The sequence below is a fragment of the Tritonibacter mobilis F1926 genome, from assembly GCF_000376545.2.
GTDB lineage: Bacteria > Pseudomonadota > Alphaproteobacteria > Rhodobacterales > Rhodobacteraceae > Epibacterium > Epibacterium mobile.
In genome coordinates, this window is the sequence record NZ_CP015230.1 from 3,176,956 (window position 1) to 3,190,283 (window position 13,328).

Below are 13,328 nucleotides of genomic sequence, written 5' to 3' on the forward strand. Positions count from 1 at the left end.
TGCAAGTCGTCAGCCTCGAATTGGCATCGTCTGCGCGCGTGTTCGCCTGAGGTCTTACTGGAAACATGAAAAGCCCCGAACCGCTGAGCGGGCCGGGGCTTCGTAGGACTATATTTTCTGAACGCGCTAGGAGGGGTAGTAACTTCGCACCAGGGCGCTTGCGATCAGGCTCCAGCCATCGGCAACGACAAAGAACGCCAATTTGAACGGCAATGACACAAGCGCCGGCGGCACCATCATCATCCCCATGGACATCAGCACAGCTGCCGTCACAAGATCGATCACCAAAAACGGTAGAAAGACCAAAAATCCGATCTCGAAAGCGCGGGTGATTTCCGACAGCATAAAGCTCGGTATCAGCACGGAGAGCGGTGATTCCGGCGAAGGGTCACTGCCTTGCGTTCCGGGACGCAGATCTGCAATTGCATAGTAGGTATCAGGGTCCAGTCGATTGGCCATAAATACCCTGAAAGGCTCGACGGCGCGTTCCAGTGCTGGGACAACTTCGAGCTCTTCGTCGATCAAAGGTGCAATGCCAGTGTCCCAAGCTTCGGTAAAGACGGGCTCCATGACGAAATAGGTCAGGAACATCGCGAGGCTGATCATCAGCATATTCGGTGGAGCCTGCTGCAAACCGATGGCCTGACGCAGGATCGACAGAACCGTAATCAGGAACGGAAAACAGGTGAGCATGACCAACAGGCCCGGCGCGACGCTGAGCACGGTGATCAATAAGATCAGCTGAATCGTACGGGCCGAGATTGATTGACCATCGGCGAGGTTGAGGCTCAATTCTTGCGCCAGCGCTACCTGTGGCTGCACCAGCAATACAAAGATTGCCAGCGCGCCCAGAGCGAGAGTTTTCCGTATCATCCCAAACCGCTTTGCAGATCGGCGATTTCCGTCAGACGAACGGCCAATTGACCTGCCTGATCGCCTTCCATTTCTTCCAATTGTCCACGCGCCACGAGGCGGTCGCCGACATAGAGATCCACCGGATCCTCGACTTTCTTGTCGAGAGTGAGGATGGCATTTTCGCCAAGGTTGACGAGATCTCGGATTAGCGGCCGGGCCTTGCCGACCGAAACAATCACCTCAACCGGCACTGAGACAAACGGGTTGCCAGCATCGGCCGATTTTGGGTTCAGTTCGCCAGTCTCATCCATAATGGCTGTCCTCTTTGAATTGATAGGAGAAGGCATCGATAGAATCGCGAATGGATTCGATCAGGGCCTCGGAGTTAAGTTCACGTTCACTTTTGCCAACACGGAGTTGTGCCTGACCGGCGGAGAGATTTGCGTCTTCGCGCACCCGGACGTTGAAGGTCGGATCTTCACCCAACAGAGCCCGGATAGCGTTGCCTTCTCCGGCAGCCGCCACGATTTCCATCGGTTCGTTGATCTGGCCTTTGGCCATCTCATTGAGGTGGTCAATCACATGATGGCCGAACGTTGCAGCCATTGTGTCAGGTAGAATCACTGAGGTCAGGACCTTGAACATCGGATCGAGTGATTCCATCAGCTGAGATTGCGCCTCATGGTAGGTGAAGCTCAGATCTTCGAGCGATGTTGCAAGAGTAGCGGAGACATGTGTTGTCTCCTTGTCTTTGGCTTCGATCGCGTCATCCCAACCTGCCGTATAACCTTTCTCGAAAGAGACCAGCTTGGCTTCTTCGACAATTTCCTCGGAAAAGCTGCTGACGGGTTCGACAGGAGTTTTAATGCCGAAATCTTCCAGAAGATGGGCAATTGTCATTACGCACGCTCCTCATTGTTTTCTTCCAGCCACCCGCGCAGAATCTGCACGGTTTCCTCTTGGCGTTCGCCGATCATGGAGCGCAGACGATCCACAGGGTCGTCGCTCATGCCACCGCCGCCGCCGAAGGAGCCAAGACCGTCACCCATGCCGGGAAGCCCGCCCAAGGGTTGGAATTGCCCGTCACCGCCGCTGTCGATCTCGCCGTCCAGAGCGATATTCGAACCCAGATCAGGATTGGTCATAAAGCCCGCATCACCGCCTCCCATGTTGGGGAGTTCCGGCAAGCCACCTGCCGCCATTCCGTCTGGTGACGGCAGAGCTTGCACCGAAGCGCCGTTGCCTGCGAGAATCGGGCGCACAACAAAGAGGCCAAGGATCAGTGCAACGACAGCAAGCGCTGCCATTTGAATGATCGACATCACATCAAAGTAGAGATTGTCGAACATGGACGACGTAACGGCGGTTCCTTCTGGTTCCACGTTGGGCAGATCCATCGACTTCAGAGTGATGACGTCTCCGCGTTCAGCATCAAAGCCAACGGCAGCAGAAATCAATTCGCGCAAAGCGTCGAGTTCTTCATCTGGTCGCGGTTCGAATGTGGCCTGACCATCAGCGGTTGGGGTCGTGACGCCGTTGATCAGTACCGCGACGGTGAGGCGCTTGATTGCTCCGGGACCGCGTACAATTTCTTTTTCGGTTTCAGAAATCTCATAGTTCACGCGTTCCCGTGTGGCATTTGTGTTAGCGCGAGACCCTTCTCCGTTGCCTGCATCACCATCAGGAATGTTGGAGGCGACGGTGACCTCTCCTGCCTGATTCTGAGAGGAATCGGTACGTTCCTCGACATCGGTGCTGATGGCGACGCGGCTTTGCGGATCGACCAGTTTTTCTCGGATCGATTCGGTGTCGGTGACTGTTTCAACGCTGATCTCAACCACAGCATTGCCGTGACCCACCCGCGCTTCGACCAGTCGCAACACGCGCTCGCGCAGGGTTTGAGATCTGTCATCCGTGCCAGCGCCAGCTGCCGCAGCAGCCTCCGGGGAGCCGATCAGCGCACCATTGGCGTCGATTACGGCAACATTATCTACCGCGAGCCCGGCAACTGCCGAGGCGACAAGAAAGCGAATCGCGTTTGCTTGTGCCGGTGTAATTGGCGTGCCCATAGGTGTGACGGACACCGAGGCGGTGGGATCAATTGTCCGTTGAAACGGGTTGCTGCCAGTATTGGCAATATGTACCCGCGCCTGGCTGACGTGCGGATTCGCCACAATAGTACGGGCCAATTCGCCTTCTTTGGCGCGCCAGTAGGCAGCGTCAAACATTTGCGAAGTGGTTCCGAACCCGCTGAGCGAATCAAGGAGCTCATAACCTTTGCCACCATTTGCAGGCAAACCTTGGCTCGCCAGCGTCATTCTCAATTCGTCACGCTTATTGGAAGGTACATAAATCGACCCGCCGCGCACTTCATAGTCGACACCGCTTTGTTCCAAAGCGCTGACCACATCTCCGGCCGAGCTGCTCTCCAGCCCAGCATATAGTAATTGCATGGATGGCTTATTCGCCACCATGGACATGAGGAAGAAAGTAAAGATCACAGCGAGGGTCGCCCCGATCGCCATCATCCGCTTCCGCGTGTCCAAACCTGCCCAGACATTCTTGATCTGCTGCACATTAACCTCCGTCGCACCGGCGTTCTTTCCGGCCTGCAACCCTTTTCTCCGATTGGCCTTAACATTCGGTTAGTTCCTGTCGGGTTATGAACGGGATGCACGACGTTTTAGGGATAGCCATGACAGACGCTGTAGCTGATGTAGAAACAGACGGACCGGCGAAGAAGAGCAAGATGCCCCTTATCATAGGGCTCGTACTTGGAATCGCTGGCGCAGGGGGCGGCTTCTTTGCCGTTCAGTCAGGCCTTCTTCCCTTTGGTAATAAGCCCGCGCCAGAAGTTGCGCAGGTTACCAAAGAGGCGCCAGAAGGCGTGGACAAGGGTGAGTCGGCGGAAGAGATCGCCAATCTTGCCTTTATTGAAATGGAACCGATTGTTGTCACACTGAACAGAGCCAGTGGCGTGCAACAACTTCGGTTCCGTGCGCAACTCGAGGTCAACCAAGCCGATCAGGCCGAGGTTGAAACAGTCCTCCCCAGAGTTGTCGACGTTCTGAACAGCTACCTGCGGGCGCTGGAGCTTGAGGATCTGACCGATCCGATGGCTCTGCCAAAACTGCGGGCACAGATGCTACGGCGGATCAACATCGTAACCGGACAAGGTCGCGTGCGTGATTTGCTGATCATGGATTTCGTACTCAACTAGGAGGACAGGATGGAACTTATCGCTGATATCCTGCTTGCGGCCGGAGCACTGGGTGCCGGGTTTTATTGCCTGGTGCTGTCGCGCCGACTGAAACGCTTCAACGATCTTGAAAAAGGGGTCGGAGGCGCGGTGGCAGTGCTCTCATCGCAAGTGGATGATCTGAACAAGTCGCTGGTCGCGGCGCGAAAAATGTCTGATGGCTCCAGTCAAGCGCTGGAACAGCTGACCGGACGCGCCGAATCGGTGGCACATAAGCTGGAGTTGATGATGGCGTCGATGCACGACATAGCACCTCAGCAAGAAGCACAGGCTCAACCCGAAGCGACCGAGGAAAATGATGCTCTCGCAGAGGCTTATGAAGCTGACGCACAGGCTGAAGTGACCGAAGACGTCGCTGAACCCGAGCCGCAGGAAGAAGCCAAGCCGGCAGGTCTGATGTTTGTGCGGCACAGCCGCAATCAAAACCGGGTGGCGTGATGGCGAAGGCAAATAAATCCCAAAAGATGGAGAAAGCCCGACGCGGCACACTGATGCTGTTGGCTCTTTTCCTGATGGGGTCTGCGGTGGTTCGAATCGCACTTGAGGCAGCGCCCGCAATCGCGCGCGAGGTTGCCGAAATCAAAGCAGGTGAGAACGACGAGGCGGCACCATCCGCGCCGGGGCGCGCATCGGTTCCCGATTCGGCCGAAATGCAAGCCATGCTCACAGCTTTCAAGAAGCGTGAGGCCAATTTGGCTGAACGAGAGGCTGAGCTTGAAGACAGAATGAGAGCTTTGGAAATTGCTGATGAGGCAATCGACAAGAAGCTTCAGGACTTGCAACAAGCCGAGCAAAAGCTGCTTGCCACACTCGCGTTGGCGGATGGCGCTGCGGAACAAGATGTGACCAAGCTCACCACCGTTTATGAACAGATGAAGCCCAAAGACGCCGCGGCTCTCTTTGAAGAGATGGACCCAACCTTCGCGGCAGGTTTTCTCGCACGCATGAAGCCTGAGGCTGCTGCGGGTGTTATGGCGGGGCTTAGCCCAGAGGCAGCTTATACCATCAGTGTGGTGCTTGCCGGTCGAAATGGCGAGGTGCCCAAGGAGTAACTTGGGCCCTCACTCAGTCTTTTTTAACAAGACTATCCTACTCTTGAGCCAGTGACGGAATTTGGAGCTTACCTATGATCGGGATTGTAGGGATCATTGTGATCTTTGCCATGGTGTTTGGTGGTTATCTGCTGGCTGGCGGTAAACTGGGCATCATCATTAAGTCACTGCCTTTCGAAATGATGATGATTGGCGGTGCGGCTGTCGGGGCATTCCTGATCAGCAATGACATGAGCGGTGTCAAACACACGCTCAAAGACATGGGTAAGGTATTTAAAGGCCCGAAATGGAAGCCTGATGACTACAAGGACCTTCTCTGCCTGCTCTTCGCGTTGATTCGTATTGCTCGGGCCAACCCGGTCGAAGTTGAGCAACATATCGAAGACCCGGAAAATTCTACCGTTTTTGGAAAATACCCCAAAATCCTCGCGGACAAAGAAGCGATCAACCTGATCAGCGATACAATGCGTTCCGCTTCAATGAACTACGACGATCCACATCAGGTTGAAGAAGTTCTGGAAAAACGCATCGAGGCCAACCTGCACCATGCGCTGCACTCTAGCCATGCGCTGCAGACCATGGCCGACGGCCTGCCTGCGCTCGGAATTGTTGCCGCCGTTTTGGGTGTTATCAAAACCATGGCGTCGATTGACCAGCCTCCAGAGGTTTTGGGTAAGATGATCGGTGGTGCCTTGGTAGGGACCTTCCTTGGGGTGTTCCTGTCCTACGGCCTGGTGGCGCCGTTTGCGGGCAAAGTAAAATCCGTTGTCGAAGAAGACGCGCATTTTTATCAGCTGATCCGCGAGGTTCTTGTGGCCAATCTCCACAACCATGCGGCAGCCATCTGTATCGAAGTGGGGCGTCAGAATACGCCTTCCCACATCCGGCCCGGGTTCTCCGAGCTGGAGGAAGCTTTGAATGAAGTGAAACAGGACGCAGCATGATTTCGCGAGCAATCGCATTGACGACTGCAGTAGTGGTCGCCGGATATGCAGAAGCACAAACCATTGTGACACGCTCAGGAGAGCACGAGGATTTCACCCGATTGGTGATGCGCCTTCCTGAGGGTGTCGAGTGGTCACTGACCCAAAATGAGAACGTTGCAACGGTGAATGTCGGCTCCCCGACGGCGGTTTTTAATACACAAAGCGTATTTGACCTCATTCCAAGAACCCGCATTCAATCAGTTAGCCAGAACGGTCCAGGGCAGCCGCTCCGGATCGATTTGGGCTGTGAATGCAGCGTTGACTATTATCAGCAGTCTGATGGCTACCTTGTGATTGACGTGCGCGAGGGGCGTCCGCTGGCACTCGCCGCACCTGCTGACCGCAGCAGCCTGCCTCTGACGTTTCCCAGCAACGGTGAGGGGCGAGAGTTCAATATCGACCCGCGTGACCTTGCGAGTGCGCGGGTTGCCATGGGGCTCGAAGATGCTGTTGAGCAGACATTTGGGTCTTCAAAACGCCAACCAGTTCACACCGGTCCTGTAGAGCTTCCACTGTTGTCAGATGATCGTCCTTCGATCAGGTCTGATCGCAAGCGCGAGGTGGCCGCCCCTGCGGACGTAAAAGACGAAGATGGTAAATCAGCGCCTGAGACACTGACGTCGGATGCAAGCTTGCTTATGGATCTTGAAGAAAACCAGCGCGCCGCGATGGTAAATGACACCGAGGCCCGTCTGCTGCAACAAATTGGGCGAGCGAGCAATCAGGGGCTATTGGAGCCGAGTGAACAACGCCAAGAAAATCTGCATCTTGATCCGTTGGGCAATGACAATCGCCCTCTCAACCCATTGGACAACATGTCTGTCACATCAGCGATTGACCGGGAAACGGGATTGTTTGCGGTGAGTGGCGGCAGGGATGAGGCCGACTCGCATTGTATCCCCGACCGTGAACTTGCTGTTCACAAATGGGGCACTGATACACCTTTCTCAGAGCAAATTGGCACCTTACGAAACGCGATGCTGGGTGAATTTGATCAGGTTGATCGTGACGCAACGCTCAAACTTGCGCGCACCTATCTTTACTTTGGTTTTGGCGCTGAGGCGGTTGCGATGTTGCACATGCTGCCTGAAAACAGCCTGAAGCCGCGCTCACGTGAAGTTATGACCACCTTGGCAAAGATTGTTGATGGAGGCGAGCTTCCGGTCAATACGGTCTTCTCCGGTCAGCAAACCTGTAATGGGAGCGTAGCTTTCTGGGCGGCTATGGCGGATGGGGTTGTTAAAAAAGGTGCAAATACGGATGCGATTCAGCAAGCGTTTGCACGTTTGCCCGCCCATTTGCGTGTGCAACTTGGGGTGCGGATGAGTACATTGTTTGCCAAAGCGGGCGATCCTAGCGTCGCAAAGGCAACATTGCGATCTGTTGATCGCACAGGGGTCGAGGGTATCCCCGATCGCAATCTGGCTGAAGCGGCGATTGCGGAACTTGATGGGGATACAGAAGCCGTAGCTCGCAACCTTACAAAAGAGGTTGCGGAGCAAAGTCAAAATACGCCGCGGGCCCTGATCGACTTGATTGAATTGAGCTATGCTGAACGGCGCGCACTGTCGCCGGATGTGCCAGACCTGACAGCGTCATATGAATTGGAGAACCGTGGGACGTCACTCGGGGCAGATCTGCGTAAAGCTGAGGTTATGGCTTTGGCACTCACCGGGAGTTTCGACGCAGCATTTCACAAAGCCACAAAGCTAGAAGAACGCGATGGCCCGACATCGCGAAACGCGGTGAACACTCCGCTCATGACACTGCTGGCTGAAAATGCAGACGATGTAACATTCTTGAAGTACGCCCTTATCTTTGCAGAAGAAGCTGGCGCTACGCGTGCGGCGCAAGTCGGTGATCTTGTTGCTCGTCGACTGCTGGATCTGGGTTTTGCGGAGCAGGCTGAAATGCTGCTGCGCAAGATGAGCCTTGAGCCACAGAATCAAGAGCGTCGCATGATGAGTGCGGAGGCGCATTTGCAGCTGGACCAACCCCAACGCGCATTGGTTGAGCTAATGGGGCTAGAAGGTCAGCAGGCAGACCGCATGCGCGCTGAGGCGTTGTGGCGCAATAAGGAATATGAGCGCGCAAGCGAATACATGATGTCCGCAGAAGATCTGAATGGTGCCGCCCGAGGATACTGGCTTTCCGAGGATCTTGAGGCAGCAGAAGCCATCGATCAGGACGCAGCACCTTTCCGCTCCGTTGCTGAAGTGACCAAACAGATCGACTCGGCTGTACGCGACCCCGAAGGTCTGCCACCGCTTGCCGAGGCGCGTGCTTTGGTCGAAAGCAGCGCTGGCGCAAGATCTTCGATTGAAGAATTGCTGCGTCAAGTAGAGCGTACGCCTCAAGAGGTTGAAGATTAAGGTAAACGTCGAATTTCGACGACATGGCCGTACCTTTGGTGCGGCCATTTCACATTCTGATGCTAACACTTTGTAAAGCATAGCAGCCTAGCTTGGGGACAGGGAAGAATCCTCATCTGGAACGGGCAGAATGCCAGTGAACGACATAAGACAAACCGGGCGTAAAGCTCGGATTTTAGTAACCGCGCAACAGGTGACAGGACTTGTTGGTGCGGTCTGCGGCATTCCGGCCTCTCTAGATCAGAAACTCTCCCACTCTCACTTCCGGTGCCTAGGCACCGGCGGACCGCTTCTGATCGCTTTCACATAAGAGAAAATCCGTGCCGAATCTGTCAGTCAAAGAGATTTTTAGTCCGACCATTCTCCTAGCGATGGCGCTGATGGCGATCATCGTGATGATGATCCTACCGATGCCAGCCTGGGTGCTGGATGTGGGGCTTGCGACTTCGTTCGCTCTCGCCATCCTGATTTTCACCATCACGCTCTTTATTGAGCGACCGTTGGATTTTTCGTCCTTTCCGACGATCTTGCTCGGTTCGCTCATGTTGCGATTGTCGCTGAATGTGTCGTCGACCAAGCTCATCATCGGGCAAGGCCATACAGGCACCGACGCGGCCGGAAACGTGATCGAGGGATTTGCCAACTTTGTGATGGGGGGCAGCGTTTTCCTCGGGCTAGTGGTGTTCGGCGTACTTTTGATCGTGAACTTTATGGTGATCACGAAGGGTGCCGCGCGCATGGCCGAAGTGGGCGCGCGATTTGCTCTTGATGGGATGCCGGGGAAACAGCTCGCTATCGACAGCGACATGTCCGCAGGCGCAATTGACCATGCGACCGCTAAGGAACGCCGCGAAACCGAACAGCGTGAGACGACGTTTTTTGGCTCTCTGGACGGTGCGTCGAAGTTTGTGAAAGGCGATGCAATTGCCGGCCTTCTCATCACCCTTTTGAACCTGATCGTGGGCCTCATCATGGGGGTTCTCATCCACGGTATGCCCGTAGGTACTGCGTTTGAAACCTATGCGATTTTGACCGTGGGTGATGGTCTGGTTTCACAAATTCCTTCTGTCATCATTTCCATCGCTGCGGCGCTTCTGCTGGCACGAGGTGGTGCATCCGGATCAACCGATACCGCAATCTTCTCGCAGTTTGCAAAATACCCAGGCGCCATAGGAGCTGTGGCGGTGCTGATGGCGTTGTTTGCGTTGGTTCCGGGGTTGCCGTTTATCCCCTTCATCGCGGGGAGCGGAGCCTTGGGTTACCTCGCGTATCGGATTAAGAAAACCAACGATGAAGTCGCCCAAAAAGAGCTTGATGCAAAAGTCGAAGAAGTTCAGTCACCAGAAAAATCCAAAGCCCTTGGCGACATCCTTGATCTTGATGACCTGCATTTGGAGTTTTCGCAGGATCTGGTGTCCATGGTGTTGGATCCGGGAACTGGACTGGATGCTCGAATTGCCAACATGCGAACGCATGTGGCGACAACATTCGGCTTGATTCTACCTGAAATCCGACTGACCGATGAAGCGGAGTTGGACAACGGAACCTATGTGGTTCGCATTCAGGGTGTCGAACAGGCGCGCGGCACGCTGCATCCTGATATGGTGTTGGCACTGATGCCGGATAACCATGCCGCATTGCCCGCAGGCAATGATGTGACAGAACCTGTTTACGGTGCGCCTGCCCGCTGGATTGCGACCAAGCATCAAGAGGATGCTGCGCTCATGGGGGCGACCGTCGTTTCCCCGCCAGAGATCCTCGCGACTCATCTATTGGAAGTTGTTAAACAGAGCTTCCCACGTTTGTTGACGCTCAAAGCACTGCGTCGCCTGCTGCGCGAAATGACAGAACTGAGCGATGAATTCCGTGCCAATGCCAACAAGAAGCTCCTTGATGAACTGATCCCAGACAAGGTTCCGATTGATACTCTGCATGCTGTCTTGCGCCTGTTGCTGGAGGAACGCGTGTCGATCCGCAATATGCCACTCATTCTCGAGTCGATTGCCGAAGCACGGATGCGCACCACGTCGCCGGAACTCATCACGGAACACGTTCGTCAACGTCTGGGCTTCCAGCTGGTGGCTGAAATGAAACGCGACGATGGGACGATTCCTCTGGTGCAACTTGCACCCGAATGGGAAGACGCCTTCACGACCTATCAGGTTGAAACGCAATCCGGGCTGGATATCGCTCTGCCGCCTGATACGTTCAACAAGCTGGTTGACGCGATGAGCGACAAAATCAATCAGGTGACGGAGCAGGGGATCTTTGCGGCGATTGTAACCTCGACCCGTCGCCGCCGCTACTTGCGTACAATTCTGAGGTCTCGGGGTATCCAGAACCCGGTGCTATCCTTCGAGGAGATCGGATTGGAGGCACGTCCTGCCCTCGTCGGCATGGTCGCAGCATGAATTTTGTCGGCATAACACCCGAGCTGATGGCGTTGTTCGGGGCAGGGTTCTGGCACGGAGCCATTGTGTTCCTCAGGATAGGTGCGATGACATCGATCATGCTGGGATTTGGTGAACAACTGATCCCAACGCAAATCCGTCTCGTTGCCGGGTTGGTGTTTACAGCAATTGTAGCGCCAGCCCTGCCGCAAATGCCGATACCGGAAACGGTCATGCAGTATGCAGGTCTTATAGCCACAGAGGTGGTGGTGGGGCTTTCACTGGGGCTTGGGCTTCGGATGTTCATGCATATGCTGCAAACCGCTGGGTCGATTGCCGCGCAGTGTACCTCTCTTAGTCAGGTGCTTGGCGGTGCGGGCGCTGATCCCATGCCTGCGTTGGGTGCGGTTTTATGGATTTCCGGGATTGCGGTCGCGGTGATGCTCGATTTTCACATCCACGCTGCACAATTGATGATCCGATCTTACGATTTGTTCCCTGTCGGTCGGTTCCCGGATGCTGCAGGACTTTCCGAATGGGGAGTGCATCGCGTGTCGGCGACTTTTGCCCAAGCGTTTACGTTAGCTGCGCCGTTCTTGATTACGGCGGTGATCTATAACCTTACGCTTGGTGTGATCAACCGGGCGATGACACAGCTGATGGTGGTCTTTGTGGGGGCGCCGGTTATTACATTCGGCGGCTTGTCGATATTGATGATCGGCGCGCCTATGATGCTCGAGGTCTGGGGGCGTAACCTATTGATGTTCTTTGCTGACCCGGGAGTGGGGATGCCATGAGCGACGATAGCGACGACTCAGATAAGTCATTTGAACCAACACCGGAGAAGCTGCGAAAAGCGCGGCTTGAAGGTGATGTTCCAAAGTCAAATGACCTTTTGCAGGCGGCCTCCTATCTGGGGCTCTTGATCGCATTCTATACCGCGGGTGGTTCCTCGGTAGAGGCGCTCGGCACCGTCTTAATGAGCATGATCGATCAGCCTGATAGGCTGGCCCCGGTGTTTTTTGGCGATGGGATTGCCGCTCCGGTCGCAGGAGAATTCATCTCTGCGGCTTTAACCTCCGTGATGGCATGGTTTATTGTGCCCGCAGCATTGGTTTTGCTCGCGGTATTTGCCCAAAAAGCGATGGTTTTTGCACCCAAACGGATCGAGCCGAAACTGTCCCGTCTGTCAGTGATCAAGAACGCAAAGAACAAGTTTGGTCGTTCAGGACTATTCGAATTCGCCAAGAGCTTTTTCAAGCTGTTACTCTACTCCATCACGCTAGGCATATATCTGTCGTGGCGTTTACCAGAAATGATCGCATCCGTTGGAACCAGCCCGTATTCGGTTGTACCGTTTTTGGTGCAACTCGCGATGGAGTTTCTCATTCTGACGTTGATCATCGCGCTTGCGATTGGCCTGGTGGATGCTCCGTTTCAGCAAGCTGAATTCATCCGCAAGAACATGATGTCGCGCAAAGATGTCATGGATGAGATGAAGAACTCTGAAGGCGACCCCCACACGAAAGGCCAGCGTAAACAAAAAGGTCGCGAGATTGTCAGCAAGCAAATTGCGGCAGCTGTGCCAGAGGCTGATGTGGTGATCGTAAACCCGACACACTATGCGGTTGCACTGAAGTGGAGCCGCGTCTCGGGCAGTGCGCCAGAATGCGTGGCCAAAGGGGTCGACGGTGTTGCTGCCATGATCCGCGAGATCGCTCAGGAAAATGGGGTACCGCTTCACAGTGACCCGCCAACTGCGCGGGCGTTGTATGCGACCGTTGAGGTCGGTGATGAGATTGCCGAGGAACACTATGCACCGGTCGCAGCCGCTATTCGATTTGCAGAAGAGATGCGCAAAAAGGCCAAGGAGAGCATTCTATGAAACAAGACAAAATGCTTGCGCAGATGAAAGCTGTGACGAATGCGGTCTACTTGCGGGAGCACGCAAAAGTGAAACCTATCCTGGATCGCGAAGCGCAACTCCGCGGCAAACTTGCGATGTTGAAGCAGCAAGTCGAAGACTCGCGTGCGCTCGTTGATCAAAGTCACGAGATGAAAGCGCTTGGCGTCGATCTGCAATGGCAAAAATGGCATACGAATGCGCGGCGCGACATCAATCAGGATCTGGCGCAGGTCACCGCACAAAAGTTTCGAGCGATGGATAAGCTGCGTCATGCTTTTGGACGTAAGCATGCTGTGGAAACCATGGAAAACCAGCATAAGTCTGATGCAAAGGAACGCCGCAATAAGATGCTGTTCGACCGCCTCATGAAGCTGGATTGATCGGCATCTGGGCTACAGACTCTTACCATGGCCGGGTCTGGTGATACGGATAACGCACCACGCAAAACTCGGCCATGAGCTCTCAGCCAACCCCGAACAATAAGAAAGCCGCCTCCCGATCGGGTAGG

At 54.8% G+C, this 13,328-nt stretch carries 13 protein-coding genes; 9 read left to right on the forward strand and 4 right to left on the reverse strand.

All coding sequences use genetic code 11. The annotated features are described in order from the left end of the window. Positions 1-126 precede the first annotated feature (126 nt). Genes fliP through fliF form a run of 4 tightly spaced genes read right to left on the reverse strand, consistent with a single transcriptional unit; the run spans position 127 to position 3,431 of the window. Positions 127-873: a flagellar type III secretion system pore protein FliP gene (gene fliP, locus K529_RS15025; RefSeq protein WP_005607893.1), complete on the reverse strand. Its 747-nt coding sequence runs from the start codon at positions 871-873 to the stop codon at positions 127-129. Further along, on the reverse strand, positions 870-1,166 hold the full coding sequence (locus K529_RS15030; RefSeq protein WP_005607898.1) for a FliM/FliN family flagellar motor switch protein: 297 nt from the start codon (positions 1,164-1,166) through the stop codon (positions 870-872). Before K529_RS15030 ends, fliP begins: the two co-directional genes overlap by 4 nt. Then, positions 1,159-1,755: a hypothetical protein gene (locus tag K529_RS15035; protein ID WP_005607901.1), complete on the reverse strand. Its 597-nt coding sequence runs from the start codon at positions 1,753-1,755 to the stop codon at positions 1,159-1,161. Before K529_RS15035 ends, K529_RS15030 begins: the two co-directional genes overlap by 8 nt. Beyond that, positions 1,755-3,431, reverse strand: coding sequence for a flagellar basal-body MS-ring/collar protein FliF (gene fliF / locus K529_RS15040; RefSeq protein ID WP_040641261.1), 1,677 nt, complete (start codon positions 3,429-3,431; stop codon positions 1,755-1,757). The genes K529_RS15035 and fliF overlap by 1 nt, the downstream gene beginning before the upstream one ends. Positions 3,432-3,550: 119 nt before the next feature. On the opposite strand from fliF, the gene K529_RS15045 reads away from it, so the two are divergent. The 9 genes from K529_RS15045 to K529_RS15085 all read left to right on the forward strand — a co-directional run bounded on the left by K529_RS15045 (position 3,551) and on the right by K529_RS15085 (position 13,200). Continuing rightward, the gene (locus K529_RS15045) at positions 3,551-4,075 is read left to right on the forward strand and encodes a flagellar basal body-associated FliL family protein (RefSeq protein WP_040641244.1); all 525 of its coding nucleotides are present in this window, start codon (positions 3,551-3,553) and stop codon (positions 4,073-4,075) included. A 9-nt stretch (positions 4,076-4,084) separates the two neighbouring features. Then, positions 4,085-4,552 (forward strand): hypothetical protein, encoded by a 468-nt coding sequence (locus tag K529_RS15050; RefSeq protein ID WP_005607909.1) that lies wholly within the window; start codon positions 4,085-4,087, stop codon positions 4,550-4,552. Further along, positions 4,552-5,166 carry a MotE family protein gene (locus tag K529_RS15055; protein WP_005607910.1) on the forward strand — a complete coding sequence of 205 codons (615 nt, stop codon included), beginning with the start codon at positions 4,552-4,554 and terminating at the stop codon, positions 5,164-5,166. Before K529_RS15050 ends, K529_RS15055 begins: the two co-directional genes overlap by 1 nt. 74 nt (positions 5,167-5,240) lie before the next feature. After that, complete coding sequence (motA, locus tag K529_RS15060) at positions 5,241-6,110, forward strand: flagellar motor stator protein MotA (protein WP_005607911.1); 870 nt, start codon at positions 5,241-5,243, stop codon at positions 6,108-6,110. After that, positions 6,107-8,524, forward strand: a complete 2,418-nt coding sequence (locus tag K529_RS15065; RefSeq protein WP_005607912.1) for a hypothetical protein — start codon at positions 6,107-6,109, stop codon at positions 8,522-8,524. Before motA ends, K529_RS15065 begins: the two co-directional genes overlap by 4 nt. A 371-nt stretch (positions 8,525-8,895) precedes the next feature. After that, positions 8,896-10,935, forward strand: coding sequence for a flagellar biosynthesis protein FlhA (gene flhA, locus K529_RS15070; RefSeq protein WP_406707195.1), 2,040 nt, complete (start codon positions 8,896-8,898; stop codon positions 10,933-10,935). Continuing rightward, entirely contained in the window at positions 10,932-11,711 is a 780-nt protein-coding gene (locus K529_RS15075; protein ID WP_005607917.1) for a flagellar biosynthetic protein FliR, read from the forward strand. Before flhA ends, K529_RS15075 begins: the two co-directional genes overlap by 4 nt. Next, complete coding sequence (gene flhB, locus K529_RS15080) at positions 11,708-12,799, forward strand: flagellar type III secretion system protein FlhB (RefSeq protein ID WP_005607919.1); 1,092 nt, start codon at positions 11,708-11,710, stop codon at positions 12,797-12,799. The genes K529_RS15075 and flhB overlap by 4 nt, the downstream gene beginning before the upstream one ends. After that, positions 12,796-13,200 carry a hypothetical protein gene (locus K529_RS15085; protein WP_005607921.1) on the forward strand — a complete coding sequence of 135 codons (405 nt, stop codon included), beginning with the start codon at positions 12,796-12,798 and terminating at the stop codon, positions 13,198-13,200. The genes flhB and K529_RS15085 overlap by 4 nt, the downstream gene beginning before the upstream one ends. Positions 13,201-13,328 lie beyond the last annotated feature (128 nt).